Source organism: Bradyrhizobium sp. Pa8, assembly GCF_052588265.1.
The window spans coordinates 2,786,183-2,812,139 of record NZ_CP176767.1 but is presented as its reverse complement, the minus strand read 5'-3'; the positions used below and the strand labels follow the sequence as shown (position 1 = coordinate 2,812,139).

Genomic DNA, 25,957 nt, shown 5'->3' with positions numbered 1-25,957 from the left:
CCCCACATTGATTGGTTCTTTCTATTGGACTCTTACTGTTCTTGCGTCGGCAGCCACGTGCCGGGAATGACACGCGAATGCCCGCGGAATTCCGCGATGACGGTGTCGCCCGCTGTCACGCGCACGTCGTAGATGCCCGAGCGTCCGCCACGGCTGACCTCGCGCGCTTTTGCAACGAGGCGGTCACCAAGCCTGCCCGGCTTGATGAAGGTGATCTGGCCCTGTGCCGCCACGACACGTTCATTGTGCGAATTGCAGGCAAAGGCGAAGGCGGAATCGGCGAGCGTGAAGATGAAGCCGCCATGCGCGATGCGCTGGCCGTTGACCATGTCCGGCCGCACATTCATCGCCAGCGTCGCGAAGCCCGGACCGATCTCGACGATCTCCATGCCGAGACCCTTGGAGGCATCATCCTCCGCCCACATGGCCTCGGCGCAGGCGCGGGCGATATCCTCGGGCGACAGGTTGGCTTTGACGTTCACGCGCTTCTCCCGGCCAAATGTTTGGCCACAATGCTCTGCTGCCCGGCCATAGCTGTCAAACGTGATCATAATCGACGACGACCCGCTCCGACGACGGCTTTGCCTGGCAGGTCAGGACGAAGCCGGCCTTTAGTTCCCACGGCTCCAGCGAATAGTTGATGTCCATCGGCGCCTCGCCCTCGACCAGCTTGGCGCGGCAGGTCGAGCACATGCCGCCCTTGCAGGCAAAGGGCAGATCGACGCCGGCGCGCAGCGCGGCATCGAGGATCGCCTCGTCCTCGGCAACCGGCACGTCGCGGCGCTTGCCGTCGATGATCAGCGAGGCGATCGCCTTCGGCGGCGCGTCGGGCGCAACGATTTTCTTCGGCCGCGGCTTGCCGCCGAATTCGGAGACGAAGCGCTCCACGTGGATGCGCTCCTCCGCGATGCCGAGATCCCTGCAAGTCGCCTCGATCTCCTCGCTCATGCCAAGGGGACCACAGATGAAGGCATGGTCGACGCTGGCGGCCGGCACCAGCGAGCGTAGCAGCACCCGCACCTTGTCGCCGTCCAGCCGGCCATACAGGATCGGGATGTCCTGCTCCTCGCCGGAGATGACGTGGAAGATCGAGAGGCGATCGATGAAGCGGTCCTTGAGCTCCTCGAGTGCCTCCAGGAACATGATGTTGTCGGTGGCGCGGTTGCCGTAGAACAGGAAGAAGCGGCTGTCCGGCTCGCGCGCGAGCACGCCCTTGACGATCGACAGGATCGGCGTGATGCCGGAGCCTGCCGCAAAGCCGACATGGATGCGTCCGCTATCCGCCGGCGGGATCACGCCGAAGCGACCGGTCGGCGTCATGACGTCGAGCTCGTCGCCGCATTTGAGTTCATCCGCCGCCCAGTTCGAAAATGCTCCGCCGTCGACCTTCTTCACGGCAATGCGGATCTCGCCATCGTCAGGACCCGAGCAGATCGAATAGGAGCGCCGGACTTCCTCGCCATCCAGCATGGTGCGGAGCGTGAGGTACTGGCCGGGCGCGAAAGCGTAATCGCCCGCGAGTTCGCCGGGGACCGCAAAGGTCATCGACACGGCGTCGGCCGCCTCGCGACGGAGGTCGTTGATGGTCAGGCGATGAAAGCGCGGTGCGGCTGCGGACATGATCAATGACACTTGAAATAATCGAAGGGTTCGCGGCAGGCCTTGCAGCGCCACAGCGCCTTGCAGGAGGTCGAGCCGAATTCGGACAGCAGCTCGGTCTTGTCAGAGCCGCATTGTGGGCACGCGACGGCCTGCTCGCCGAACAGCGCGCGTCGGGAGCTTGACGCCTGCGGTGGCGCGATGCCGTAGGCGCGCAGCTTGCGGCGGCCCTCTTCGCTCATCCAGTCGGTGGTCCATGCCGGCGACAGCACGGTGCGCACTTTCGGTCGATGGAAGCCGGCGCGCTCCAGTGCGACCTCGATTTCGAGTGCGATCATGTTCATGGCCGGGCAGCCCGAATAGGTCGGGGTGATCGCGACCTCGACATGATCGCCGTCGAGAACGACATCACGGAGCACGCCGAGATCGGCGATGGTCAGCACCGGAATTTCCGGGTCAACGACGGCCGCCGCGGCGTCCCAGGCGCGCCGGCGCAGCTCGCTGTCGCGTTCAAGCACCGTCACCATGTCTGCCCCGGAAAAGTACGCTGCATCGACTGCAGCTCGGACAGGAGATGACCGAGATGCTCGCTGTGACGGCCGGACCGGCCGCCCTGCTGCATCCAGTCGTTTTGCGGCAGCGTGAGTGTTGCTTCGCTGACGACATCGGAGAGCATCGTCAGCCAGCGACCGCGCAAGCTGCCGGGATCAATCGCGATACCGGCATGGATCAGGGCGCGTTCTCCGTCATCGACGGCGAACATCTCACCGGTGAAGGCCCAGAGGTGATCGATCGCGGCCTGCGCCCTGACGTGACTCTCGCCGGTGCCGTCGCCGAGCCGAATGATCCATTCCGAGGCGTGGCGCAGATGATAAGCGCTCTCCTTCTCGGACTTGGCGGCAATGGCCGCGAGCGTCGGATCACGCGAGGCCATCATCGCCCGCCAATAGAGGTCGGCGAAGGCGGAATAGAAGAACTGCCGCACCAGGGTCCGGGCAAAGTCGCCATTCGGCTGCTCGACCAGCAGCAGGTTGCGATACTGCCTGACGTCGCGCAGGTAGGCTAGCTTGTCCTCGTTGTTGTCCTTTCCTTCGGCCTTGGCTGCGTAGCTGTAGAGCTCCCGCGCCTGGCCGATGAGATCGAGCGCGATATTGGAGAGCGCCATGTCCTCTTCCAGCATCGGCGCATGTCCGCACCATTCCGACAGCCGGTGGCCGAGAATCAGCGCATCGTCGGCGCGGCGCAGCGCGTAGAGCACCAGCGGTGTTTCCGCGACCTGGATGTTGGCCACAAGCATCACATGTGCCCCACTTCTTCCGGCACCTCATAGAAGGTCGGATGCCGGTAGATCTTCGATTCCGCCGGCTCGAACATCATGCCCTTCTCGGCGGGATCGCTCGCGGTGATCGCGGTCGACGGCACGACCCAGATCGACAGACCCTCGCCGCGGCGGGTGTAGATGTCGCGCGCGGCCTGCAGCGCCATGGTGGCGTCGTTCGCATGCAGCGAGCCGACATGCTTGTGCGCGAGCCCGTTGCGGCTGCGAATGAAGACTTCCCACAGCGGCGTGTTCGGCGTGGCCATATTGATCTCCTTATTCCGCGGCTTGTGCGGTCTGACGCTGCGCGCGCTTGGCGGCATAGCTAGCTGCAGCCTCACGCACCCAGGCGCCCTCATCGTGCGCCTTGCGACGCGCGGCAAGCCGATCGCGGTTGCACGGGCCGTTGCCGGCGAGCACCTGCTTGAATTCGGTCCAGTCGATCTCGCTGTAGCGCCAGTGCCCTTCGGCATCCTGCGTCATGCCGGGATCGGGAATGGTGAGGCCGAGATATTGCGCCTGCGGCACGGTGGCATCGACGAACTTCTGGCGCAGCTCGTCGTTGGAGAAGCGCTTGATCTTCCACTTCGTCGAGGTGTCGCTGTGCTGGCTCGTCGCATCGGGCGGACCGAACATCATCAGCACCGGCCACCACCACCTGTTCAGTGCATCCTGCGCCATCGCCTTCTGCTCATCCGAGCCGCGGCACAGCGTCAGCATGATCTCGTAGCCCTGGCGCTGGTGGAAGGACTCCTCCTTGCAGACGCGGATCATCGCGCGTGCGTACGGGCCGTAGGAGCAACGACACAGCGGGATCTGGTTCATGATCGCGGCGCCGTCCACCAGCCAGCCGATGGTGCCGATATCGGCCCAGGTCAGCGTCGGATAGTTGAAGATCGAGGAATATTTGGCCTTGCCGGCAAGCATGGCGTCGACCAGCTCTTCGCGCGACGTGCCGAGCGTCTCGGCAGCGGCATAGAGATAGAGCCCGTGGCCGCATTCGTCCTGCACCTTGGCCAGTAGCGCCGCCTTGCGGCGCAAGGTCGGCGCGCGCGTGATCCAGTTGCCCTCAGGCAGCATGCCGACAATTTCGGAATGGGCGTGCTGCGAGATCTGGCGGGTGAGCGTCTTGCGATAGGCCGCCGGCATCCAGTCGTTCGGCTCGATGCGCTCCTCGGCATCGATGCGCGCCTGGAATTGCGCAGCCTTCGCCGCATCCTCGAGACCGCGATCGTCGGTCTCGGCCGTGTTCAGCGCCTGGGTATACATGCGCATCCTCCCGTTTATTGGGAGGCAATATATAACAAAAATTACTTCATGCAAGATATTTCTGTAACATATAAATCAGGCCTCGAACCTCCGCTCCAGAAGCTTTCGAGCCGGCGGCAGTGGCCCCTTCTCATTGGTTCCATGGCTATCAAGCCATTGTTCCGACGGCGCGAGCAGCGCGCGATAGACCTCACCGCAGAGTTCACGTGCTGCCCTGCCGGGCCAGTCGCCCGGCAGCAAGCTCTCGGGCAGCAGCGGATCGCGCAACACGACGCGGCGGTAGTAGTGGATCAGCAGGATGCGCGCGGTGAAGGCGTCGGCCTCGGACAAATCCGCACCGCGCGCGATAGCGGCACGGATCGGCTCGAACGTCTTCATGAATTTCAGATAGGCGTCGGCGGTGCGGTCCAGCGGCCAGCTCGCGCTGAGCAGACGGCGGCCGCTGTCATCTTCAGCCGAGACTTCAAGACGGATCGCCCCGGCAGCCTCGTCCGGCACCGGCACGCCTGATGGCGCGACCCACACGCCGGGCAACGGACTGCCGAAGCCGGCGTTGCGCAGCGCTTCGCGCGAGACGTCGCGATCCTCGCCATTGCCGATCAGGAGTAGCTCGAAGCGCCCGGTCCAGTCCGACGACGGCGGATCGTAGATGTGGCGCGTGGCGGCCTCAAAGGTCTGACTTCCCTTGTCGGCCAGGCGATAAAAACTGTTACGCCCAACCTTTTCACGCATCAGCCAGCCATCGGCGGCAAGGCGCGACATCGCGGTGCGCACCACGCCGGCATCGATGTCGAGACTCTCGAAGAACTCCAACAGCGTGCCGAGCCAGACCGAGCCGCCGCGCGGCACGATGGCATCGCCGAACACGGTGATGACGATGGAGCCCGTGCGTGACGGCTCACGCTTGAGCAGGTCGATGATGCGGGACAATGGATGCGCCATGCCCGAGGCATAGCGCGTTTGGTGCGGGCACGACAATGGAAGGGCGCGACGCTCTTGCTCTCCCTCTGCCCGTTCTTACGGGGAGAGGGTCGGGGTGAGGGGCTGTATCCGTAAACACAGTGACAAATGGGCTCGCGGAGAGTCCCCTCACCCGCCGCGCTTCGCGTGTCGGCCTCTCCTCGCACGTGGGGAGAGGCGAAGGAAGCAACTACCTGTGCGGATCGGGATAGACCATGCTGCGCCAGCCGCTGCGGTCGAACGGCCGCCACTGGCCTTCCTTCTGCGCGAGGCGGTCGGCGACCGCATAGACGGCGGCCGGATGATGGCCCATGCCGCAATGGCTGCTCTCGACCTCGATGCTCTCGGTCTGCGCGCCCGTCTTCTCCATACAGCCCTGCCAGGCGCAGACGCCGTCGGTGCGGCTGAAGATGGCGGTGGTCGGCACCGGCGGCGGGACGGCGAGCTCGCCGCCGAACTGCGGATCGACCTCGTCGGACTTCCGCCCGCTCGCCCATTCATAGACGCGCCAGGCATTGGTCGAACGGGGATCGCCCGCGAAGGGGCTGCCGAGCGTGATCACCTGGCGCACGCGCGCCGGCATCATCTTGGCGAGCTGGCGCGCATAGAGGCCGCCGAGGCTCCAGCCGACCAGACTGATCTTGCAGCCATGCCTGTCGCTGAGCTCCTGCACGAGATCGACCATCGCATGCTGCACGCCCTCGCGCAGGCCGTAGTTGCGGCCTTGGCGCCAGCCGCTTGCCGCATAGCCCTTGCTGGTCAGAAACGAGCGCAGCGCGCGCGTCGACGCGTCGGAGGCCACGAGGCCCGGGAACACCAGCACCGGATGCCCATCGCCGCGGGGCGCAAGGCTCAGCAGCGGTAGCGCGCCGAGGAATGCGCCGAACTCGTGGATCGCGCGCCCTTCCAGGAACATCAGGGTACGGGACGGCGGACGCAGCGTCTGGGCAGTAGCGGTCATCAATGGTCCCCTGGGCAGAATTGCTGAAAAGCTACCGGTTGCGATGCCGGCAAATGGCTACGAATTCCAACAGTCCGGCTTCTTGAACGTTCCGCAACGCAGCATGAATCAGCTAGGCGGCCGGTTCCGGACATTCAAGCGGGTGAAGCCCAAGGCGACAATAGGCCCGCACGTGAATGCCAGCGTCCGTGACGCAAAAGTCACAACCATCGAAGCAGGAATTCTACGGAGTAGAGCGCAAGACCTGCGAGCCCGCCGATCAACGAACCGTTGAAGCGGATGTATTGCAGGTCGCGGCCGATGTTGATTTCAATCAGCGAAATCAGCTGCGCCATATCCCACGCCTTGACCTGGTCGGAAATGAAGGTGGAGACGCCGCTCTTCTGATCCGCAACGAAGCTGCGCAGCACCGCCACCAGGCCCTTGTTGATCTCGCCGCGGAGCTCGGCATCGCTGGCGAGCGCCTCGCCGGCTGCGACGAACATGCCGGCAAGATGATGCTGCAGCACCTGCGTCTCGCCGCTCGCGCTGCGCTCGATGAAGGAACGCGTGTTGGCCCAGACGGTGCGGGCGAGATCGGCAAGCTCGGGCCGGGCGAGCAGATCGCGCTTCAATCCGTCGATACGATCGATATAGGCCTGATCGGTGCCGAGCCGATCGACGAAGCCCAGCACCATGCGATCGAATTCACCGCGAAACGGATGTTTGGGATCGCTGCGCACCTCATTGAAGAAAGCGGTGGCGGACGCCACGATCTTGTTCACCAGAAACTTGTCGGCGCGATAGAGCCTGAGCAGGGTCGGCAACTCCGCGCGCACCTTCTCGCGGATCATCGCCATCGTCTCGTTCTGGTTCAGCGTCTCGTGCATCACGCGCAGCAGATCGTCGAACAGGATCTGATGCCGCCCTTCCGCGACGAAGCCGCGCAGCGTACCGGCCGCGAGCGGCGCAAGGTCGATCGCCTGGAGCTGCGAGGACATGCGGCGAATGATGAAGGTCATCAGACCGGAGCTTTCCGTAGCGGAGACGGCCTCCGGCAGCAGGCGCAACGCGAAACGCGCGAGATCATCGCTGCGCTTGCGGTCGCGCAGCCAGTCGGCGACGAAGGAGCCGAAATCGATCTCCCTCAGCTTGGCCTCGACGGGGCCGGCCTCGAGGAAATGCACCTGGATGAACTCGCCGAGCTTGTCGGCGATGCGGGCCTGGTTGCTCTGGATGATCGCGGTGTGCGGGATCGGCAGGCCGAGCGGCCGCTTGAACAGCGCGACCACCGCGTACCAGTCGGCAAGCCCGCCGATGGTCGCAGCTTCCGCAAAGGCCGCGATGAAGCCGAACACGGGATGCACTGGCAGAAGCCATTTCGCGACGACGAACAGCGCAAGCGTCGAGGCCAGCACCAGCGTCGCCAGTGCTTTCACGCGGCGAAGCTCCGCCGCGCGTTCGGCGTCACCGGGGCTATCGAAGGAGAAGGTGGCGGGCGGGGTCATCACTGCATCACCCTACTCGTCATTGCGAGCGAAGCGAAGCAATCCAGAGTTTTTCCACGTCGACGGACTGTATGCTTCGCTTCGCCCGCAATGACGGCAGCGCAAAAACAAAGGCCCGCCGAAGCGGGCCTCAAATTTCAGTTTGTACTCAGGATGCCGTATCAAGCGGTCTTGGTGTAGACCTTGGCAAAGTTGTCCTGAGCGGACTTCGCACCGTTGGCGGCGAGCTTGCCGACATAGTCGGCGGTCGCCTTGGCGCGCGAGACGAAGACTTCGCCGCGGGCGCGGAGCAGGCTCGACTGGATCTCGACGGCTTCGCTGATCGACTTGGCGGACGCGAGCTTGTCGATGCCCGAGAAGAACGCCTCGGCGTCCTCGTAGATTGCCTGCTGGATGTTGCGGCTGATCTTGCCGGCCTCGGTGACGGACTCGGTCACCGCATTCTCGACGGCGGCGGTCACGCGCTCGGAGCCAGCGAACACCTCGGCAGCACGGTCCTTGGCGGTGTTGGCGGACTTCTTGACGAACTCGCGGGCGGCCTCGGGAACTTCCAGGTTCTGGATGTTCTTGAAAGCGTCCTTGAAGCCCTCGAAGGCAGTGTTGGTTTCGGTGGTCATGGGGTTCTCTCCATCCTCATTGGGTTGAGCTATGGGCTCACCCCGTCCTCATTGGCCCGGGGCACGGCTTATATGACATAATTAATGGTGCGATGCAATATTCGTATTGCACTGCGATATCACGAAATCGTGAAGCGCCTTAATGGAAGGCAATTTGGCGCCTCCCTGGCCAGACGGGTTCCCGGATGACGAGCCGGCCGCTCCTAATGCTGGACGGCGCTTTGGTGCTGGACGGCGCTTTTAGTGCTGGACGGCACCTGGCAACCCATAGGCCTCCATCTGGGCCTGCACCTGCGCGATGTTGTGGCCGAGCACGACGATGTCGTGGGTCTTGCCGTCGACGTCCCGGACATGGTCCCGTAGCAGAGCCTCGGCCTTGAAGCCGAGGCTCTCGAACAGGGCGATCGCCGCCTGCTGGTCGACCGTCATCTGGACCGAAAGCTTTTCCAGACCGGCGCCGAGCGCGAGCGCAAAGGTCTCCTGCGACAGCGCCCGCCCGACCCCCTTCCCGCGCACGTCGAGGGAAACAACCATCCGGATCTCGCCGACATGGGGCGACCAGGAGTGCGGGTCGCGCACCAGTGTGCCACAGCCGACGACCTTGCCGTCCCTGACCGCGAGCAGGCTGGTCATCGCGCCGCGCTCGATCTCCTTGACCCAGGCCGAGAGCACCTTCGGCTCGCTGATGTTGCGCGGCAGGAACAACAGATCATGGGTCGGCAGGCCCTTGCCGAACGCAAGCACCGCAGCCTCGTCCGCAGGCGACATCAGGCGGATCTCGATATCACCGGCGTCGGTCTTGACCTGACGCGGATAGGAACGCTGCTCACTCATGTCGATCTCTTCCCCAGCCAGGAGTCCAGTTTCGGCCACAGCCGCTTCACCGCATTGGCGCCGGCGACCAGCGAGACGTGACCGCCCTTCAGCATCACCTCTTCCTTGTCCTCGGACCCGATCTTGGCGATCAGGTGCTTTGCGGCGTCATACGGCACGATGTGATCGTGCTCCGCGACCGCATGCAGGAACGGCACCTTGATGTCTTCGAGCTTCGCCGCGCGGCCGCCGACCGACATGGTGTCGTTGAACAGCTTGTTGTCCCACATCAGATCCTTGGTGATGGCGCGGAAATACTCGCCCGCAAGCGGCAGCGTGTCGGTCGCCCAGCGATCGAACATCCGGTACGACTTCACGAACTCGTCGTTCCAGATGTTTTCCCAAAGCTGGATCTGGCTCACCGTGCGCGAGGCCGGGCGCAGCATCTCGAACGAGGACAGGATCATCTCCGGCGGCACGTTGCCGACGCTGTCGACGAGACGGTCGACGTCGAAATAGCGGCGGTCGGAGAAATTGGAGAATAGCTTCATCTCGCGAAAGTCGATCGGCGTGGTGAAGCAGATCAAATTCTTCATCGGCCCGTCCTTGTGGATCGAGCCATAGAGCAGCGACAGCACGCCACCGAAGCAATAGCCGATCACGGAGACGTCCTGCTCGCCGGAATCCGCCTGCACGCGACGGACGCAATCCGGGATGAAATCGAGGACGTAATCCTCCATGCGCAGGCTCTTCTCCTCCGGCCGCGGCGCGCTCCAGTCCAGCATGTAGACGTCGTAGCCGCGCTTGAGCAGGAATTCGATAAAACTCTGGCCGGGCACGAGATCGAGGATATAGCCGCGATTGGTGGTCGCCATCACGATCAAGACCGGCACGCGGTAGATCTCGTCGGACATCGGCCGGTAGTGATAGAGGCTCATGGTGCCGCGCGAATGCAGCACGTCCTTCGGAGTCGAGCCGAGCGAAGGGCCCGAAGTCGAGAAATATTCGACACCCTTGATGCTGCGCTGGATGGCCCGCTGCACCTCCGACTGGATGCGATCCGGGATCGATGCGAAATCTAGTCCGGTGGGTGCATTCATGTCTGCTCTCCCCCCTCGGACGGCGGGCGCTTGGTGCGCGGCGGGCGCAATGCCATATCGAAGCCCTGAGATACGCCGGAACCTGCCGCCATCTGGCTCAGCATCCACTTGATCTCACCGATCTGGCCTTCAATGGCTTGCAACCTTTCGGCAAGGCCAGTGACCTGATCGCGGCTGGGCAGGTTCATGGAGACCAGATATTTTTCCATGAGCTCGCCGAGCTGCTTCTGAGCACCTGCAGCAACCCCTCCCGCGCGGTTCATCGCCTGTGAAAACTCGGGCGACGACATGGCCTGGTTGGCGAAGGAGTTGAACCCCTTCTCCATCTCACCCACCATTTTCTGCCACATGGCGACCGGGTCATTGGTCTTGTCGGTCATCGGCGTCCTCCTGATATCGAGAGCTGCGATGCCCTTCTTTTTTCGCCATACCACACCGTTGCGAGGGAGCGGTCAACCGGCAGGTCGCGCGGTGCGGCGCACACGGCTTCTTTGCGGCGGCAAACCGTGCGATACAGCATCGATCAGCAGGAGGGAACGCGCCCGTGACCACCCATCAGCCGCCCCAGACCATCCGCGCCAACGGCATCGACATCTGCTACGAGATTTTCGGCAACGACAACGCCGAGCCGCTGCTGCTGATCATGGGGCTCGGGGCGCAGATGATCCACTGGGACGATGCGTTCTGCGAGCAGCTCGCCGTGCACGGCTTTCGCGTGATCCGCTTCGACAATCGCGACATCGGCAAGTCGAGCCACCTGACGGGCGGCAAACGCCTGACGCCGCTCGAGCTGCTGAAGCTGCGCTTCCTCAGGATTCCCGTCGCCGCGACCTACAAGCTGATCGACATGGCGAAGGACACGGTCGGCCTGATGGATGCGCTCGGCATCAAGTCGGCGCATCTGGTTGGCGCCTCGATGGGCGGCATGATCGCGCAGGAGGTGACGCTGTCGTTTCCCGAGCGCGTGCGCTCGCTTACCTCGATCATGTCGACGACAGGCAATCCGCGCGTGCCGCCGCCGACACGCGAGGCTGCCGCGATGTTGATGGCGCCGCCGCCGCGCAGCAAGGAGGAGTTCATCGTCCGCTTCGGAGAGACCTGGAAGGTGTTGCGCGCCGGGTCGTTTCCGGAGGAAGAGGCGCTCGACCCCGATCGTGCCGAGCGCGTGTTCGCACGCGGCCTCAATCCGGCCGGCGTCGGCCGGCAGCTCCGCGCCGTACTCGCCTCCGGCAGCCGCAAGGAACGGCTGCAGAGCGTGAAAGCACCGACGCTGGTCATTCACGGCACCGTCGATCCGCTGGTGCGGCCCGAAGGCGGCAAGGACACCGCAGAGTCGATTCCCGGCGCAAAGCTCTTGATGATCGACGGCATGGGCCATGCGCTGCCGATGCGCTTCTGGCCCGACATCATCCGCGCCATCGACAAGCACGCCCATGGGGCGGCGGCGCAAGCGGCGTAAACGCGACCGGTCTCCTCGCGGTGACCATGTGAGCTTCCGGTTACTCTCTTAACGCAAGCTGGCGCGAAAGCTATACAGGCCTCCCTCAATCGCAAGACAGAGGCTGCGGCCTCTCGGAGCTCACATGCGTCTCATCGTCCGGTCCGTCGCAATGATTGCGGCCTCCATTCTCATGCTGTCCCTCGGCAACAGCGCTGCGCTGGCCGCCAGCGCGCAGGAAGAAGCCAACCGCGCCGCCGTGCTGGCCTTCTACGAGAAGGGCCTCAACCAGAAGGACGCCGACGCCGCCCTCGCCTATGTCGGCAACCGCTATGTCCAGCACAATCCGAATGCGCCCGATGGTCCGGACGGTTTTCGCAAATTCATCGGCTTCCTGCGCGAGAAATTCCCGAACTCGCACAGCGACATCAAGCGCTCATTCGTCGATGGCGACTTTGTCATCCTCCATGTTCACTCCGTTCGCGAGCCCGGCAGCAGGGGCCGCGCGATCGTGGATATCTTCAAGCTGGAGAACGGCAAGATCGTCGAACACTGGGACGTCGTTCAGGACATCCCGGAAAATCCGGCGAACAACAACACGATGTTCTGACGGACGGCGGCCGAGGAAACGGCCTAGCTCTTCCGCGCCATCCAGATCACATGGCGCGCGCCACCGCCTCTGCCGGTGGCGCGCACGTTGACTTCGTTCACATCGAAGCCGGCGCTACCGAGGCGCTTGGTGAAGGCCGGGTTGGGTCCCGACGACCAGACGGCGAGCACGCCGCCCGGCCGCAGCGCCACCTTCGCCGCTTTCAACCCGCTCGCATTGTAGAGTGCGTCATTGCCCTTCCGGGTCAGCCCTTCCGGCCCGTTGTCGACGTCGAGGAGGATGGCGTCGAAGGCCGATCGCTGCGCGCGGATGATTTCACCGACGTCGGTCTCCCGGATTTTGACCCTGACGTCATCTAGACTGTCGCCGAAGACCTCGGCCATGGGGCCGCGCGCCCAGGCGACCACCGCCGGCACGAGCTCGGAGACCACGATCTTCGCCTTGCTTCCCAGCACAGTGAGCGCTGCGCGCAGCGTAAAGCCCATGCCGAGGCCACCGATGAGGACAACGGGCTTTGCGACCGTCTCGATCTGCTTCGCCGCCAGCGTCGCGAGCGCGGCCTCAGAGCCCGACAGGCGGTTGTTCATCAGCTCATTGGTGCCGAGCTTGATGGAGAACTCCTTGCCCCGCCGCATCAGGCGGAGCTCCTCGTCGGAGCCGGGGATTTTTGCGGTGTCGATCTTTTCCCAGGGAATCATGGGAGAGCTTTAGCACGATCGGACGAACAATCACCCTCCCGCCCAGACGTCCAGCACATACCGGTTCTTCGCGCCCATCTCCTCGATCCAGCGCGCAGCCGTGGCGGCATCGCTGCCGCTCTTGTCGCGATGGATCGCGACGAGCGCGGCCTTCACGTCGGGCTCCATCTTGCCGCCATCGCCGCAGACATAGATGATCGCGCCCTGCTCGATCAGCGGCCAGACCCTGTCCTTCTGCGCGGCAAGCATGTGCTGCACATAGGTCTTCGGTCCATCTGCACGCGAGAATGCCGTGAAGAGCTCGGTGATGCCGCTTGCCGCCAGCCCCTTCAGCTCCTCCGCGTAGAGAAAATCCTGGTCGGGATGGCGGCAGCCGAAGAACAGCATGGCCGGACCGAGGGCGGCGCCTTTCGCCTTTCGCGCGGCGCGCTCCTGGAGGAAGCCGCGGAACGGCGCAAGCCCCGTGCCCGGGCCGATCATGATGATCGGCACCGATGACTCATCCGGGAGCCGGAATCCGGCTTTGGTCTCGCGCACGGTGGCATAGATCGCATCGCCCGCACGCCGATTGGAGAGATAATTCGAGCAGATGCCTTTGTAGACACCGCGTCCGGAGGCAGCCGGCCCTTCGACCACGCCGACCGTGACGCTGCACCGCGCCGGGTCCACCGACGGCGAAGAGGAGATCGAGTAATAACGCGGTGCCAGCAGCGAGAGCATTTCCAGGTAAACGTGGAACGGCAACTCGCAGGCCGGATATTCGAGCAGCATGTCGAATACCGATTTGCGCCTTGACAGAATCTCGGTGCGATAACGCTCGAGCGGCTCGGCCTCCTCGCCAACGAAGGCCAGCAGCTTAGGCTTGGTGACCGGGCAGCGGGTGTGCTCGGCCATGATCTGGATCTGCTTCCGTGTCGCCACCTGCTGCAGCTCGACGAACTCGCTGAGCAGGCGTCCGACCGAGACGGCATTGCCGACCGGCAGCTGCGCGCGCCGGCCTTCGGCGACCTGAAGCCTGATCTGGTCGGCCGGCAGGAAGCCGAAGCGACGGGCGACGGAATCCACCAGCGTCGGATCATTGCGCGGGACCACGCTCAGATGATCGCCGACGCGGTAGGTGATGTTGGACGGCAGTTGCACCTCGATATGGCGCGTCGAACGCTCTGACGGATTGGCGCCGGACTTGTTCTGAAGCTCGTCATTGACCTGCACCTTCATCGCGACAGCGCCGCCCTGCGCCACGATGGTGTTGACGGCGGTTACTGCCACCGGCTCGATCGCATAGAGCGGATCGTCCTCCGCGGTGCGGGTGAAATTCCAGTCGATGCCGAATTCCTTGGTGGCGATCTGCGCGGCCGCCGGGAACCATTTCTGGAACTGGCCGTCGAGATCGCTGCGCGCATCGCCCTCGCCGCGCGGATAGACCGCGCGTGCACCGTGCTTCGACAATTGCTCGTCGATGAAGCGCGGCACCGATTGATAGGTCGCCGCCCAGTCGCTGTTGCCGCAGCCGAACACGGCGTAGCGCACATTGGCAAAGGCGTCATTCGGCAGATCGTCGCCGAGCCATTTGACGAATTGCGTCGCATTGTCAGGCGGCGCACCGTTATAGGAGGCGCAGATGATCAGCACGCCGCCCTCCTGCGGCAGCTTGCCGACGTAATCGTCGAGCGGCCCGAGATGCACGGCAAAGCCGTTGATCTCGGCAAGGTCGGCCATGCGCGTCGCGAGCTCCTCGGCCGTGCCGAGGTTGGAGCCGTACAGCACCAGCATCGGCGTATTGTGGCCGGGCCGCGTCGTCGGCTTACGAGGCGCCCGCGGCCCCGAGGACGCGACCGCGACAGGGCCGCCATAGGCGCCGCGCTCGCGATCGGCGCGCGGACGTACCTTGATCTTGAAGCCTTCCGGCTTCATCGTCAGCGTTTCCTTCAGATGCATCTGATAGCGCTGGTGGTCGATCAGCTTGAAGCGCTGGAGGATCATGCCGAGCGCGAGCGCGGCCTCGTGCATGGCGAAGCCGCGTCCGATGCAGGCGCGCTGGCCGTTGCCAAACGGCTTCCAGGCATTGATCGGCCGCTTGGCCTCCGCCTCGCGGCTGAAATTCTCGGGATCAAAGGCGTCGGGATTCGGACCCCAGACCGAGGGATCGCGATGCAGCGCCGTCACCAGGATGGTGATGAAGGTGCCCTTCCTGAGCCTGTAATTGCCGCCGCCGATGGTCTCGTCGTTCAGCGGCGAGATGCCATAGGCCGGCGCCGGCGGCCACAGCCGCAGAGCTTCCTTGAGGATCTGCGTGATGTAGGTGAGCTGCGTCACCTGCTGGTAGGTCGGCTTCGCGGTGACGTCGGGGCCGAAGACGCGATCGACCTCGTCATAGGCCTTCTTGAGAATGTCCGGGTGCTTGAGCAGAGCGTAGAGCGTGTAGGACAGCAGGCCGCTGGTGGTCTCGTGACCCGCGATCAGGAACGTGTTGATCTGGTAGCGGATGTTGATGTCGTCAAGCTGCTCGCCGGTCGAGCGGTCGACGCCGGTCATCATCGCGGCGAGCATGTCCTTCTTGTCGTCGATCCCTTCCGCGCTCTTGCGGCGCTCGGCGATGATCTCGTCGACCATCTTGTTCATGAAGGCGACGTCTTCTGCGAGCGTCTTCCGGCGCTTCTGCATCCAGAGCTGCTCGAACGGCAGGCCGCGCGTCATCATGATGGTTTCGAGCGAGCGCACTAGCGACTCGACGAAGGGATGGTAATCGCGCCGGTAGAAGGAATTGAAGCGGTACTCGAAGCCGCACAGGCCGATTGTGTCCAGCGTCAGCGCGGTCATGTCATGGACGACGTCGATCTCGTCGTCGGCGTTGAGCCGTTCCCATTTGTTGACGAGCTGCTCGGCGATATCGACCATGCTCGGGTGATAGGACTGCATGGCACGGTTGCCGAACGGCTGAAGCAGGATGTTGTGCGCCTTGCTCCAGTTCGGCTCGCGGGTGTCGGCCGTGAAAAGGCCGTCGCCGCCGACCGCGCGCACGCGACGCAGCGCACCGCGCACCGTCTTGTCAAAGCGCTTCTCGTCGGAGAGCTCGTCGACGAGATCGTGGCCGGAGACGACGACGATCGGCGAGCCCATCATGTCGAGCCAGAAGATCGGCCCAAGCTCCTTGGCAAGCCGGGTCAGGTGCTGCACCGGCGCGGCCGAATCCAGCGACAGCATGTTGCCGACCACCGGCTTGGTCGGCGGCTGCGGAATCGGGTCCAGACGGTTCTTGGATGACATTAAAGGCGCTTCCCCCTCAGTAACCCTCGTCATTGCGAGGAGCCCTTGCGACGAAGCAATCTGGATTTTCCCGCGGAAAGATTCCTGGATTGCTTCGCTTCGCTCGCAATGACAAATTAGCCAAACCGCTTTCTACGCCATTCGATCAGCTTGGCGCTGACCTCTTCCGGCTTCTCCTGCTGCGTCCAATGGCCGCTGTCGCGGACCAGATATTTTTCGAGATCGGGAATCAGCTTGTCCATGCCATCGGCGGAAGACGGCGGCAACACAGCGTCGTTCTCCGCCATGATCATCAGCGACGGCACGCGCACCGTATGATCGAGCCCTTCGGCGCGAATCCAGTTGCGCGACATGTTGCGGTACCAGTTGATGCCGCCGGTGAAGCCCGTTCTGGTGAAATTGTCGACGAACACCTTTTTCTCTTCCGGCGACAGGATCGGCGTGCGCGGATCGTGCTTCGCGTCGTAAGCCGCAATCATCTGCGGAAACGCCAGATTGACCCGCGGCGAAGCGCCCACGCCGGCGATCACTTCCTCTGCCGGCGCATCGGGCGGGCGCGGCGCCGGCTTGCGCATGAACGCATCGAATGTCTGCTCGACGCGACTGCCGAAGATCCTGTCGGGTTCATGCGCCGGATCCTGGAACTGCACGATGTACATCTTGTCGCCGAAGCGAGCGCGCAGCAGCTCGATCGGATCGGCCCAGGCACGGTTGGTATGAGGCGTGTTGATGCCGACCACCCCCGCAACCCGGTTGATGTGCCGCAGCGGCATCTGCCAAACGATGAAGCCGCCCCAATCGTGACCGACGAAGATTGCCTTGTCGATCTGGAGATGATCGAGGAGCCCGACGAGGTCACCGGTCAGATGTTCGATGTCGTAGGCCTCGACCGGCTCGGGCCGGTCGGTCGCGCCATAGCCGCGCTGGTCCGGCGCGATCACCCGGATGCCGGCCTCGCTCAGCGCCTTGATCTGGTGACGCCAGGAGAAGGCGAGTTCCGGCCAGCCGTGGCACAGCACGATCGGCGGCTTGTCGCTGACCGGGCCCGCTTCGTAGTAGCCCATGCGGATTCCGTTCGTCTGCACGAACTTGAGCGGTGGCATTTCAATCATCGCAATATTCCTACTCTGCGGCGCCCTTGACGTCGGCCGGCGGCGGCGCGTAGGCCGCCTCCAGCGCGGCGAACTCCTCCGGCAGCATGTCGCACATCACTTGCACGTGCGGAATGATGTTGGCGCCGACGATGAAGCCGAAGTCGAGCTGGTCGCGATAGCTCTGCACGGTGATGTTGAGCGCCTGTCCATGTGTCGAGATCGACACCGGGAAGATGTGCAACAGCTCCGCGCCGGCGGCATAGAGCGTCTGCCGCGGCCCCGGCACGTTGGACACCGTGATGTTGGCCGCCGGCGGCAGCACATCCGACAGGTTCGAGCGGCTGTAGAGCAGCGCCAGAACCTGCACCATCATCGGCGCACCCAGCATCGAGATGTTGGAAATCTGCGGCATCAGGGCCCGCAACGGATGCGACATCTCCTTGGACTTGGTCGACTGCGCGATGATCGCCTCCAGCCGCGCCTTGGGATCGTCGATATTGGTCGCGATCGAGCAGATCATGCCGAACACCTGGTTGTTGGCCTCGGTGTTGCCTTCCTCGCGCAGCGAGATCGGCACGGCGGCGGTCAGCGATTTCGCCGGCAGCGTGCCATATTGCTGGAGGTAGCGCCGGACCACGCCGGAGGCGAGCGCCAGCACCACGTCGTTGAGCTTGCCGCCGGCCTGCTTGGCGAGCGCCTTTGAACGCGAAAGCGAGATCGAGACGCCGGCAAAGCTGCGCTCCGAGGAAATCGTCTTGTTCAGCATCGTCGGCGGCGACACCATGCTGGCGAGGCTTTCCCGAGATTTCGGATCGGAGATCTTGCCGAGCACGTCGGAGACGCTCTTGACCATGGTGGGGATGTTGCCGGCGAAGCGCACCGCGCTCTCGATCTGATACATCGCATTGTCGAACAGGATCGAGCCGATGTCGCTCTTGCCTGTGCGCGGCAGTTGCAGGTTCTTCGCGGCCGCCGAGGCATCGAGCGGCTGGGTGAAGAGCTGCTGATAGGAATCGAGCAGATTGGCGGCGATGTCGCGCGGCTCCTGTCCGGGCTTGCTGCCCGGCGTCGGCGGATCGACCTTCCGGGGGGTGGGCGAGATATCGTAGATCATGTTGGTCAGCGCCGCCCCGGCGCCGCCGTCGATGGCGGCATGGTGCATCTTGGAATAGAGCCCGACCTCGTTGTCCTTCATGCCCTCGAACACGTAGAACTCCCAGAGCGGCCGGGCGCGGTTCAAGAGCTTGGCGTGCATCCAGCCGACGATGCGCTCGAGCGTGGCGCGGTCGCGCGGCTGCGGCAGGCTGGCGCGGAAGATGTGGCGGTCGATGTCGAACTGGTCGTCCTCGATCCAGGAGGGATGATCGATATCGAGCGGCGCCTTCTCCAGCCGCGCCTTCAGGATCGGCGCGATGTGCAGGCGCGAGACGATCATCGCCTTGAAGTCTTCGAAGAAGTCGCCCTTGTAGTCGTCAGGCAGGCGAAAGATCGCCATGCTGCCGACATGCATCGGCATCTCCGGCGTTTCCAGATAGAGAAATGATGCGTCCAGCGACGACAGCTTCTTACCGTCAGCCATAGTTCCCTCCGCTCGTTTTGACGGGCGCCTTTGCCGGCGCTTCTCGTCAGGCCGATACTGCCCGTTCCGGCGGGGCATATGCAATGGCAAACGGCCCTGTCCGGTCGAACGGCCAGAATTCCCCCTCCGGTTGCGCCAGGCGGTCCGCTACGGCCCACAGCGCCGCGGGGTTCACGCCGAGCCCAATATGGCTCGCCAGGTGCACCTCGATGTTCTCGGCGCGGTCGGAGGGGCGCAACAAACAGGTTCGCCAGTTCACGACACCGTCGGCGCGCGAGTAGATCGACGTCGCCGGCACCGGCAGATCGCCGGCGATCGCCTCGCGCAGCTCGGCAAAATCCTCGACACGCTCGCCGGTCAGCGCTTCATACAGCCGCGTGGCGTTGGTCGCCCGCACGTCGTTGGCAAACGGGCTGCCGAGCGTGACGACGTAGCGGACCATCTCGGGCGCCTGGAGCGCGAGATCGCGGGCATAGACGCCGCCGAGACTCCAACCGACCAGGCTGACCTTGCGTCCGCTCGTGGCGTGGATTTCGGCAAGGCGCGTGCGCAGGGCTTCCCTCATCCGTTCCAGCCCACCGAGATTGCGCCCCATCCGCCAGGCATGCGCCTCATAGCCGAGCTCGCTGAGATAGCGCCGCATCGGCGCCATCGAAAGATCGCTGGCAAGAAAGCCCGGCAGCGCCAGCACCGGATGGCCGTCGCCCCTGGGCGCGCGCATCAGGAGCGGCGACAGCATTACGCTGGCGTTGAATTCGAAAAGTCCACGCGCTTCGGCCAGCAGCAGGCCGAGGCTCGGCGGACGAAGCCGGCCCGGCGCCTGCGGCTCGTCCGGCCCGGGCGACATTTATTTCTTCTTGTCGCCGCTGCGCGGGCTGCCGAGACCGGCCATGGTGACGAACATGTCCTGAAACCGCTCGGCGATCTTGGGATCGAAGGTGAACCAGCTCTGGATCAGCGATTCCGGCGAGACTTTCTCGATGTTGCTGAGGACCTGCTGCTGCAGCTTGTCCATCACCGCCGTCTGCATCGGCGACACGTCGGGCAAACCGAAGAACTGGCGGGCCTCGAGGGGGGTACAGTCGATTTCGATGTTAACTTTCATGTCCCCTCCAGATGAGATTCGAGCGGCCTGTCGCAGTATCACCGCGAGACGGTGTGCAACGCAAGCGACCTGAGACAGGCGGCCGGGCACCGGCCTCCACGATCGGCAGATATGGTCAATCAAAATCCGCCTCGCGCCCCCGATTGTCGGTCAGCATTGCTGCACAGCGGCGCAACTTGGCGCGTTCCTTGCTGGAATGGCGCTTGCACGGGTCGAGAACTCTGGGCAACATGGTTCAACCGCCCGCCGAACAATCAAAAATCACCGGCGCGGCAGAGTGGAGAGGGTCAAGAATGTCAGTCGGTCGAAGTCTGTTTGCGGCGACGCTCGCCGGTACGCTCGCGTTGACGGTCTCGTCGGCGTCGAGCCAGACGCTACGCTATGCCAACCAGGGTGACCTGAAGTCGCTCGATCCCTATACCCTCAACGAGAGCACCACTCACGCCCATCTCGGTCACGTCTATCAAGGCCTCACCGCGCGCGACAAGGACCTCAAGATCATCCCGGCGCTGGCGGAGAGCTGGGAAACTCCGGAGCCGACCCGCTGGCGCTTCCATTTGCGCAAGGGCGTGAAGTTCCACAACGGCGACCCCTTCTCCGCCGACGACGTCGTGTTCTCGGCCGACCGCGTCCGCAAGAAGGGATCGAATATGCAAACCCGCCTTGCGCCGGACGTCAAGGTGGTCAAGGTCGACGACTACACCGTCGATTTCGTGCTGCCCTCTCCCAATCCCATCCTGCATAATTCGTGGGATGTCTGGTACATCATGGACAAGAAATGGGCCGAGGAGAATAACGTCGTCGATCCGACGCCGGTGGCGGCGACCACGCCGAGCTACGCCTCGCTCCACGAGAACGGCACCGGTCCCTTCATCATCGAGAGCCATCAGCCCGGCGTGAAGACCGTATTCAAGGCCAACCCCAATTACTGGGGCAAGGTCGAAGGTAATTTGAAGGAGATCATCTTCACCCCGATCTCCTCCGACGCCACTCGCGTCGCGGCCCTGCTCTCGGGCGAAGTCGACGTCATCGAGCCGGTGCCGATCCAGGACATCTCCCGCGTCGATTCGAGCCCGAACGCCCAGGTGCTGAAGGGGGCGGAGCTGCGCACCATCTTCATCGGCTTCGATCAGGTCCGCGACGAGCTGCTCTACTCGAGCGTCAAGGGCAAGAACCCATTCAAGGACATCCGCGTCCGCGAGGCCTTCTACAAGGCGATCGACATCGAGCTGATCAAGACGCGCGTGATGCGCGGACTGGCGACGCCGTCGGCGCTGATGATCGCTCCGGAATTGTTCCTGCTGTCCAAGGAGTTCACCCGGCCGAAATTCGACCCTGACGGTGCCAAGAAGCTCCTGACCGAGGCCGGTTACCCCGACGGCTTCGAGGTCACCATGGATTGCCCGAACGATCGCTACGTCAACGATGCCGCGATCTGCCAGGCCGTCGTCGGCATGCTCGCCCGCATCGGCGTCAAGATCAATCTGCTGGCGCAGCCGAAGGCGCAATACTTCGCCAAGGTGTTGAAACAGGGCGGCTACCAGACCTCGTTCTACATGCTGGGCTGGACGCCGAGCACGATGGATTCGCACAACGTGCTGTATGACATCATGGGCTGCCGCGACGATGCGAAATCCTCGCGAGGTGAAGCCAATCTTGGCGGTTACTGCAACAAGGATTTCGACGCCATCACCGACAAGGTGCTGGTCGAAACCGACACCGCCAAACGCAACCAGCTGATCAAGCAGGCCTACGAGATCGGCAACAAGGACTGGTCCTACATCCCGCTGCACCAGCAGGCGCTGGCCTGGGGCGTATCGAAGAAGGTCAACCTGCCGCAGCGCGCCGACAATCTGGTCATGTTCCACTGGGCGACCAAGAAGGAATAGCGTCAGTTGAACACGAGGTCCCGGCAGCATCAGGCTTCCGGGACCTTTCCTTTTCCGGCTGACAAAGACGTCAGCCAAACGCACACCCAAGGACGGTGGAAGGCATGCTCGCTTTCACTCTTCGCCGCGCCGTTCAGGCCATCGGCGTCATGTTCGCCGTCGGCATCATCGCGTTCTCGATGTTCCGCTTCGCCGGCGACCCGGTCAACCAGATCGTCTCGATCGATACGTCGGCGGCCGAACGCGAAGCCGTGCGCAAATCGCTCGGCCTCGATGATCCCGTGCCGGTGCAGTTCGTCCGCTATTTCGGCAACGCCGCGCAGTTCAAATTCGGCGTCTCCTATCAGTTCCGCCAGCCGGTCTCGGCGCTGTTGATGGAGCGCATGCCTGCGACGCTGGAACTTGCGATGTGCGCGACCGTATTCGCAATGGTGTTCGGCATCCTGATGGGCGTCTATTCGGCGCTCAAGCGCGACACCGTGCTCGCCAAATTATTCCAGGCGGTTTCGCTGATCGGCATCTCGTTGCCGACTTTCCTGATCGGCATTCTCCTGATCTATCTGTTCGCGGTGACATTGGGCTGGTTGCCCTCGTTCGGTCGCGGCGAGGTGGTCAGGCTCGGCTGGTGGACGACGGGGCTGCTCACGCTGTCGGGCCTGAAGGCGCTGATCATGCCCTCGATCACGCTCGGCCTGTTCCAGATGACCCTGATCATGCGGCTGGTGCGCGCGGAGATGCTGGAAGTGCTTCGGACCGACTATATTCGCTTCGCTCGGGCCCGCGGGCTGACCACCCGTGCCATCCATTTCGGCCACGCACTGAAGAACACGCTCATTCCCGTCATCACGGTGGCCGGACTGCAGTTTGGCTCGGTTATTGCATTTTCGATCATCACCGAAACCGTATTCCAATGGCCCGGCATGGGACTTCTGTTCGTGCAGGCCGTGCAAAACGTCGATATCCCGATTATGGCCGCCTACCTGCTGATGGTCTCTCTGATTTTCGTCACCATCAATCTGGTGGTCGACATCCTCTACACCGTGGTCGATCCGCGCCTGCGCTCGACCATCGGCCGCGCCGCATAAGGCAGCCCCCATGTCCGACGCAGTCGCCTCAAATTCCGACAAGCAGAGCACGCTGCCGACGCATGCCGCCCGCAGCTGGCTCAACCGCGCGCTCGACAGCGACATCTTCTATTCGTTCCGTCGCTCCAAGCTGACCATGGTGGCTGCGGCCATTACCGCGCTGTTCTTCCTGCTCGCGATCTTTGCATCCGCGCTCGCGGTGCAGAACCCGTTCGATCCGGCGCAGCTGCAATTGATGAACTCGCGGATCTCACCGCTCTGGACCGCCGACGGCCAGAGCCCGTTCCTGCTCGGCACCGACGAGCAGGGCCGCGACGTGTTCTCCGCCATCCTCTATGGCTTGCGCATCTCGCTCGCCGTCGGCGTCGCCGGCGTGGTCTTCGCCGGCGCGCTCGGAATCGCGCTCGGCCTGATCGCCGGCTATTTCGGGGGCGCGGTCGACGGCGTGATCATGCGGATCGCCGACGTGCAGCTCACCTTCCCCGCCATTCTGATCGCGCTGTTGGTCAACGGCATCGCGAAATCGATCCTCGGCAACCGGCTGGATGCCAACAGCATGCTGGTGGTGCTGGTGATCTCGATCGGGCTTAGTTTCTGGGTCGGATATGCCCGGACGGTGCGCGGTTCCGTGATGGTCGAGAAGAACAAGGACTACGTGGCCGCAGCGCAGCTGATCGGCCTGCCCGCGCCAAAGATCATGCTACGGCACGTGCTGCCCAACACGATGGGACCGATCCTGGTCATCGCCACCATCAACCTCGCGCTTGCCATCATCACCGAGGCGACCCTGTCCTTCCTCGGCGTCGGCCTGCCCGACACCATGCCGTCGCTCGGTACGCTGATCCGCATCGGCAACAACTATCTGTTCGCGGGCGAATGGTGGATCGTCGCCTTCCCCGGGCTTGCGCTCGCCGCGCTGATCCTGTCGATCAACCTGCTCGGCGACTGGCTGCGCGATGCGCTCAACCCGAAACTTCGATGAGCAAGAGTTCGATGAGCAAAGCTTCGATGAAAACGCCTCGCCTATGACCGAACCCGTTCTCTCCGTGCGCAATCTTCAGGTCGAGTTCGCCTCTCGCCGCGGCACGCTGCGCGCGATCGACGGCGTCTCCTTCGACATCGCCAAGGGCGAGGTACTCGGCGTGGTCGGCGAATCCGGCGCCGGCAAGTCCGTCACCGGCCTGTCGGTGATCGGCCTGATCGATCCGCCCGGCCGCATCGCCGGCGGCGAGATTCGTCTCGCCGGCAAGCGCATCGACAATCTGCCGGCCGAGGAGATACGCCGCATCCGGGGAAAACGGATCGGCATGATCTTCCAGGATCCCCTCACCTCGCTCAATCCCCTGTACCGCGTCGGCGACCAGATCATCGAGACGATCAAAACTCACCTGAACCTGTCCGAGACGGCCGCGCGCCGCCGCGCCATCGACCTGCTCGCCGAGGTCGGCATTCCCGCGCCGGAAAAGCGCATCGACGGCTATCCCCACGAATTCTCCGGCGGCATGCGCCAGCGCGTCGTGATTGCGCTGGCGATCTGCGCCGAGCCGGAGCTGATCATCGCGGACGAGCCGACCACCGCGCTCGACGTCTCCGTGCAGGCCCAGATCATCTCGCTGATCAAGCGGCTCGGCCGCGACCACGGCACCGCCGTGATGCTGGTGACGCACGATATGGGCGTGATCGCGGAGACCTCCGACCGCGTCGCGGTGATGTATGCCGGCCGCGTCGCCGAGATCGGCCCGGTACAGGACGTCGTCAGGAATCCGCTGCACCCTTACGCCAAGGGCCTGATGGGCGCGATCCCGACGCTTGCCGGGGACGACAAGCGCCTGGTGCAGATCCCCGGGTCCATGCCGCGCCTGTCGGCGATCCCGCGCGGCTGCTCGTTCAATCCGCGCTGCGCCTTCGCCTTCGATCGCTGCCGGGTTGAACGGCCGGAGCCGCTGCCACGCGGCGCACAATCCGTTGCCTGCCATCTCTACGACACCGTGCCTGCGGAGAGCGCGGCATGAGCACGCCCTTCGTCCAGGCTACAAATCTGCGCCGCGTCTTCGACGTCTCAAAACCCTGGCTCAACCGCGTGCTCGAAGGCGGGCATCTCGAATATCTCAAGGCTGTCGATCACGTTAGCTTCGACATCAGGAAGGGCGAGACGTTTGCGCTGGTCGGCGAGTCCGGCTCGGGCAAGACCACGGTGGCTCGAATGGTAGTCGGCCTGCTGCCGCCAAGCTCCGGCAGCGTGCTGATCGACGGCGTCTCGATGACCGATCCGCGGCAGGCGCCGGCGCGCCGGAAGCTGCGCCGCCGCATCCAGATGATCTTCCAGGACCCCTATGCGAGCCTGAACCCGCGCTTCCGGGTCGATGCCATCATCTCCGAGCCGATCCGCGCCTTCGACCTGATCCAGGGCGAGCGCGATATCCAGGCGCGCGTCGGCGAATTGCTCAGCCTCGTCGGCCTGCATCCCGACGACCGGTTGAAATTTCCACACGAATTCTCCGGCGGCCAGCGCCAGCGTATCGCGATCGCGCGAGCGCTCGCCTCCGATGCGGAGTTCATCGTCTGCGACGAGCCGACCTCGGCGCTCGATGTCTCGGTGCAGGCCCAGATCCTGAACCTGATGCGCGACCTCCAGGACAAGTTCGGCCTGACCTACATGTTCATCAGCCACAACCTCGCCGTCGTCCGCCACATGGCGAGCCGCGTCGGCGTGATGTATCTCGGCCGCATCGTCGAGATCGCGGAGGGACGCGAGCTGTTCGCCCGACCGCGCATGCCCTACACCAAGATGCTGCTGGGCGCCGTGCCTGACCTCGCCATGAGCGGCCGCCAGCGCATTCCGGTGAAGGGCGAGATTCCAAATCCGATCCATCCGCCGCCCGGCTGCGCCTTCAATCCGCGCTGCCCGCTGGCGTTCGATCTCTGCCGCAAGGAAGCACCGAGCCTGATCGCCGGCGTCGCCTGCCATGCGGTGAACACCGCGCCGGTCCCGGCGTGACGCGCGCGTGCCATGCGGCCTACGCATTGGCGGCACGGCATTGCCTGTGATCAATTGCGCGCGCGACAAA

At 63.9% G+C, this 25,957-nt stretch carries 26 protein-coding genes; 7 read left to right on the top strand and 19 right to left on the bottom strand.

The annotated features are described in order from the left end of the window. Positions 1-32: 32 nt before the first annotated feature. The 13 genes from paaI to ACKWRH_RS12710 form a co-directional block, all read right to left on the bottom strand. The gene (gene paaI / locus ACKWRH_RS12770) at positions 33-482 is read right to left on the bottom strand and encodes a hydroxyphenylacetyl-CoA thioesterase PaaI (RefSeq protein WP_445220817.1); all 450 of its coding nucleotides are present in this window, start codon (positions 480-482) and stop codon (positions 33-35) included. A 55-nt stretch (positions 483-537) separates the two neighbouring features. Further along, on the bottom strand, positions 538-1,620 hold the full coding sequence (paaE, locus tag ACKWRH_RS12765) for a 1,2-phenylacetyl-CoA epoxidase subunit PaaE (RefSeq protein ID WP_445220816.1): 1,083 nt from the start codon (positions 1,618-1,620) through the stop codon (positions 538-540). Between the two features lie 2 nt (positions 1,621-1,622). After that, on the bottom strand, positions 1,623-2,126 hold the full coding sequence (gene paaD / locus ACKWRH_RS12760) for a 1,2-phenylacetyl-CoA epoxidase subunit PaaD (protein ID WP_445220815.1): 504 nt from the start codon (positions 2,124-2,126) through the stop codon (positions 1,623-1,625). Beyond that, the gene (paaC, locus tag ACKWRH_RS12755) at positions 2,120-2,896 is read right to left on the bottom strand and encodes a 1,2-phenylacetyl-CoA epoxidase subunit PaaC (RefSeq protein ID WP_445220814.1); all 777 of its coding nucleotides are present in this window, start codon (positions 2,894-2,896) and stop codon (positions 2,120-2,122) included. The genes paaD and paaC overlap by 7 nt, the downstream gene beginning before the upstream one ends. After that, positions 2,896-3,183: a 1,2-phenylacetyl-CoA epoxidase subunit PaaB gene (gene paaB, locus ACKWRH_RS12750; RefSeq protein WP_014496929.1), complete on the bottom strand. Its 288-nt coding sequence runs from the start codon at positions 3,181-3,183 to the stop codon at positions 2,896-2,898. Before paaB ends, paaC begins: the two co-directional genes overlap by 1 nt. Before the next feature lie 10 nt (positions 3,184-3,193). Beyond that, a complete protein-coding gene (gene paaA / locus ACKWRH_RS12745; protein WP_208085634.1) occupies positions 3,194-4,186 on the bottom strand; it encodes a 1,2-phenylacetyl-CoA epoxidase subunit PaaA in 993 nt (330 codons plus the stop codon). 75 nt (positions 4,187-4,261) lie between these two features. Then, positions 4,262-5,128, bottom strand: coding sequence for a phenylacetic acid degradation operon negative regulatory protein PaaX (gene paaX / locus ACKWRH_RS12740; RefSeq protein WP_445220813.1), 867 nt, complete (start codon positions 5,126-5,128; stop codon positions 4,262-4,264). Between the two features lie 208 nt (positions 5,129-5,336). Then, a complete protein-coding gene (locus ACKWRH_RS12735; protein WP_445220812.1) occupies positions 5,337-6,107 on the bottom strand; it encodes an esterase/lipase family protein in 771 nt (256 codons plus the stop codon). A 200-nt stretch (positions 6,108-6,307) separates the two neighbouring features. Continuing rightward, positions 6,308-7,594: a DUF445 domain-containing protein gene (locus ACKWRH_RS12730; RefSeq protein ID WP_445220811.1), complete on the bottom strand. Its 1,287-nt coding sequence runs from the start codon at positions 7,592-7,594 to the stop codon at positions 6,308-6,310. 161 nt (positions 7,595-7,755) lie between these two features. Next, positions 7,756-8,211: a phasin gene (locus ACKWRH_RS12725; RefSeq protein WP_071915875.1), complete on the bottom strand. Its 456-nt coding sequence runs from the start codon at positions 8,209-8,211 to the stop codon at positions 7,756-7,758. Between the two features lie 240 nt (positions 8,212-8,451). Beyond that, positions 8,452-9,045: a GNAT family N-acetyltransferase gene (locus ACKWRH_RS12720; RefSeq protein WP_445220810.1), complete on the bottom strand. Its 594-nt coding sequence runs from the start codon at positions 9,043-9,045 to the stop codon at positions 8,452-8,454. Next, positions 9,042-10,124: a PHA/PHB synthase family protein gene (locus ACKWRH_RS12715; RefSeq protein WP_445220809.1), complete on the bottom strand. Its 1,083-nt coding sequence runs from the start codon at positions 10,122-10,124 to the stop codon at positions 9,042-9,044. The genes ACKWRH_RS12720 and ACKWRH_RS12715 overlap by 4 nt, the downstream gene beginning before the upstream one ends. Further along, the gene (locus ACKWRH_RS12710) at positions 10,121-10,504 is read right to left on the bottom strand and encodes a hypothetical protein (RefSeq protein ID WP_445220808.1); all 384 of its coding nucleotides are present in this window, start codon (positions 10,502-10,504) and stop codon (positions 10,121-10,123) included. Before ACKWRH_RS12710 ends, ACKWRH_RS12715 begins: the two co-directional genes overlap by 4 nt. Positions 10,505-10,668: 164 nt before the next feature. Here ACKWRH_RS12710 and ACKWRH_RS12705 point away from each other — a divergent pair, with 164 nt between their 5' ends. Together ACKWRH_RS12705 and ACKWRH_RS12700 are read left to right on the top strand one after the other, a co-directional pair. Further along, on the top strand, positions 10,669-11,583 hold the full coding sequence (locus tag ACKWRH_RS12705) for an alpha/beta fold hydrolase (RefSeq protein ID WP_445220807.1): 915 nt from the start codon (positions 10,669-10,671) through the stop codon (positions 11,581-11,583). A 124-nt stretch (positions 11,584-11,707) separates the two neighbouring features. Next, positions 11,708-12,172, top strand: a complete 465-nt coding sequence (locus ACKWRH_RS12700; protein WP_445220806.1) for a nuclear transport factor 2 family protein — start codon at positions 11,708-11,710, stop codon at positions 12,170-12,172. 23 nt (positions 12,173-12,195) lie between these two features. On the opposite strand, the gene ACKWRH_RS12695 is transcribed toward ACKWRH_RS12700, so the two are convergent. The 6 genes from ACKWRH_RS12695 to ACKWRH_RS12670 all read right to left on the bottom strand — a co-directional run bounded on the left by ACKWRH_RS12695 (position 12,196) and on the right by ACKWRH_RS12670 (position 19,915). Continuing rightward, a complete protein-coding gene (locus ACKWRH_RS12695) occupies positions 12,196-12,870 on the bottom strand; it encodes a spermidine synthase (RefSeq protein WP_445220805.1) in 675 nt (224 codons plus the stop codon). A gap of 30 nt (positions 12,871-12,900) precedes the next feature. Continuing rightward, positions 12,901-16,137 carry a bifunctional cytochrome P450/NADPH--P450 reductase gene (locus ACKWRH_RS12690; RefSeq protein ID WP_445220804.1) on the bottom strand — a complete coding sequence of 1,079 codons (3,237 nt, stop codon included), beginning with the start codon at positions 16,135-16,137 and terminating at the stop codon, positions 12,901-12,903. 116 nt (positions 16,138-16,253) lie between these two features. Further along, on the bottom strand, positions 16,254-17,249 hold the full coding sequence (locus ACKWRH_RS12685) for an alpha/beta fold hydrolase (protein ID WP_445220803.1): 996 nt from the start codon (positions 17,247-17,249) through the stop codon (positions 16,254-16,256). A 10-nt stretch (positions 17,250-17,259) separates the two neighbouring features. Next, positions 17,260-18,810 (bottom strand): WS/DGAT/MGAT family O-acyltransferase, encoded by a 1,551-nt coding sequence (locus ACKWRH_RS12680; protein WP_445220802.1) that lies wholly within the window; start codon positions 18,808-18,810, stop codon positions 17,260-17,262. Between the two features lie 46 nt (positions 18,811-18,856). Further along, the gene (locus ACKWRH_RS12675; protein WP_445220801.1) at positions 18,857-19,657 is read right to left on the bottom strand and encodes an esterase/lipase family protein; all 801 of its coding nucleotides are present in this window, start codon (positions 19,655-19,657) and stop codon (positions 18,857-18,859) included. Further along, the gene (locus tag ACKWRH_RS12670) at positions 19,658-19,915 is read right to left on the bottom strand and encodes a DUF6489 family protein (protein ID WP_028146839.1); all 258 of its coding nucleotides are present in this window, start codon (positions 19,913-19,915) and stop codon (positions 19,658-19,660) included. Positions 19,916-20,208: 293 nt separating this feature from the next. On the opposite strand from ACKWRH_RS12670, the gene ACKWRH_RS12665 reads away from it, so the two are divergent. From ACKWRH_RS12665 to ACKWRH_RS12645, 5 genes are all read left to right on the top strand, one after another. Continuing rightward, positions 20,209-21,804, top strand: coding sequence for an ABC transporter substrate-binding protein (locus tag ACKWRH_RS12665; RefSeq protein WP_445220800.1), 1,596 nt, complete (start codon positions 20,209-20,211; stop codon positions 21,802-21,804). 104 nt (positions 21,805-21,908) lie between these two features. Then, positions 21,909-22,889, top strand: coding sequence for an ABC transporter permease (locus tag ACKWRH_RS12660; RefSeq protein WP_445220799.1), 981 nt, complete (start codon positions 21,909-21,911; stop codon positions 22,887-22,889). A gap of 10 nt (positions 22,890-22,899) precedes the next feature. Next, a complete protein-coding gene (locus tag ACKWRH_RS12655; RefSeq protein ID WP_445220798.1) occupies positions 22,900-23,871 on the top strand; it encodes an ABC transporter permease in 972 nt (323 codons plus the stop codon). A 43-nt stretch (positions 23,872-23,914) separates the two neighbouring features. Next, a complete protein-coding gene (locus ACKWRH_RS12650) occupies positions 23,915-24,901 on the top strand; it encodes an ABC transporter ATP-binding protein (RefSeq protein WP_445220797.1) in 987 nt (328 codons plus the stop codon). Then, entirely contained in the window at positions 24,898-25,887 is a 990-nt protein-coding gene (locus ACKWRH_RS12645; RefSeq protein WP_445220796.1) for an ABC transporter ATP-binding protein, read from the top strand. The genes ACKWRH_RS12650 and ACKWRH_RS12645 overlap by 4 nt, the downstream gene beginning before the upstream one ends. Positions 25,888-25,957 lie beyond the last annotated feature (70 nt).

Bases quoted from the DNA above. Each gene is read 5' to 3' on its own strand.
- ACKWRH_RS12690 (WP_445220804.1), bottom strand. From the start codon at position 16,137: ATGTCATCCAAGAACCGTCTGGACCCGATTCCGCAGCCGCCGACCAAG.
- ACKWRH_RS12725 (WP_071915875.1), bottom strand. From the start codon at position 8,211: ATGACCACCGAAACCAACACTGCCTTCGAGGGCTTCAAGGACGCTTTC.
- ACKWRH_RS12680 (WP_445220802.1), bottom strand. From the start codon at position 18,810: ATGGCTGACGGTAAGAAGCTGTCGTCGCTGGACGCATCATTTCTCTAT.
- ACKWRH_RS12735 (WP_445220812.1), bottom strand. From the start codon at position 6,107: ATGACCGCTACTGCCCAGACGCTGCGTCCGCCGTCCCGTACCCTGATG.
- paaC (WP_445220814.1), bottom strand. From the start codon at position 2,896: ATGCTTGTGGCCAACATCCAGGTCGCGGAAACACCGCTGGTGCTCTAC.
- ACKWRH_RS12700 (WP_445220806.1), top strand. From the start codon at position 11,708: ATGCGTCTCATCGTCCGGTCCGTCGCAATGATTGCGGCCTCCATTCTC.
- paaB (WP_014496929.1), bottom strand. From the start codon at position 3,183: ATGGCCACGCCGAACACGCCGCTGTGGGAAGTCTTCATTCGCAGCCGC.
- ACKWRH_RS12720 (WP_445220810.1), bottom strand. From the start codon at position 9,045: ATGAGTGAGCAGCGTTCCTATCCGCGTCAGGTCAAGACCGACGCCGGT.
- paaE (WP_445220816.1), bottom strand. From the start codon at position 1,620: ATGTCCGCAGCCGCACCGCGCTTTCATCGCCTGACCATCAACGACCTC.
- ACKWRH_RS12650 (WP_445220797.1), top strand. From the start codon at position 23,915: ATGACCGAACCCGTTCTCTCCGTGCGCAATCTTCAGGTCGAGTTCGCC.
- ACKWRH_RS12715 (WP_445220809.1), bottom strand. From the start codon at position 10,124: ATGAATGCACCCACCGGACTAGATTTCGCATCGATCCCGGATCGCATC.
- ACKWRH_RS12730 (WP_445220811.1), bottom strand. From the start codon at position 7,594: ATGACCCCGCCCGCCACCTTCTCCTTCGATAGCCCCGGTGACGCCGAA.
- ACKWRH_RS12675 (WP_445220801.1), bottom strand. From the start codon at position 19,657: ATGTCGCCCGGGCCGGACGAGCCGCAGGCGCCGGGCCGGCTTCGTCCG.
- ACKWRH_RS12710 (WP_445220808.1), bottom strand. From the start codon at position 10,504: ATGACCGACAAGACCAATGACCCGGTCGCCATGTGGCAGAAAATGGTG.
- ACKWRH_RS12645 (WP_445220796.1), top strand. From the start codon at position 24,898: ATGAGCACGCCCTTCGTCCAGGCTACAAATCTGCGCCGCGTCTTCGAC.
- ACKWRH_RS12685 (WP_445220803.1), bottom strand. From the start codon at position 17,249: ATGATTGAAATGCCACCGCTCAAGTTCGTGCAGACGAACGGAATCCGC.
- ACKWRH_RS12665 (WP_445220800.1), top strand. From the start codon at position 20,209: ATGTCAGTCGGTCGAAGTCTGTTTGCGGCGACGCTCGCCGGTACGCTC.
- ACKWRH_RS12660 (WP_445220799.1), top strand. From the start codon at position 21,909: ATGCTCGCTTTCACTCTTCGCCGCGCCGTTCAGGCCATCGGCGTCATG.
- paaD (WP_445220815.1), bottom strand. From the start codon at position 2,126: ATGGTGACGGTGCTTGAACGCGACAGCGAGCTGCGCCGGCGCGCCTGG.
- ACKWRH_RS12670 (WP_028146839.1), bottom strand. From the start codon at position 19,915: ATGAAAGTTAACATCGAAATCGACTGTACCCCCCTCGAGGCCCGCCAG.
- ACKWRH_RS12655 (WP_445220798.1), top strand. From the start codon at position 22,900: ATGTCCGACGCAGTCGCCTCAAATTCCGACAAGCAGAGCACGCTGCCG.
- paaX (WP_445220813.1), bottom strand. From the start codon at position 5,128: ATGGCGCATCCATTGTCCCGCATCATCGACCTGCTCAAGCGTGAGCCG.
- paaA (WP_208085634.1), bottom strand. From the start codon at position 4,186: ATGTATACCCAGGCGCTGAACACGGCCGAGACCGACGATCGCGGTCTC.
- ACKWRH_RS12695 (WP_445220805.1), bottom strand. From the start codon at position 12,870: ATGATTCCCTGGGAAAAGATCGACACCGCAAAAATCCCCGGCTCCGAC.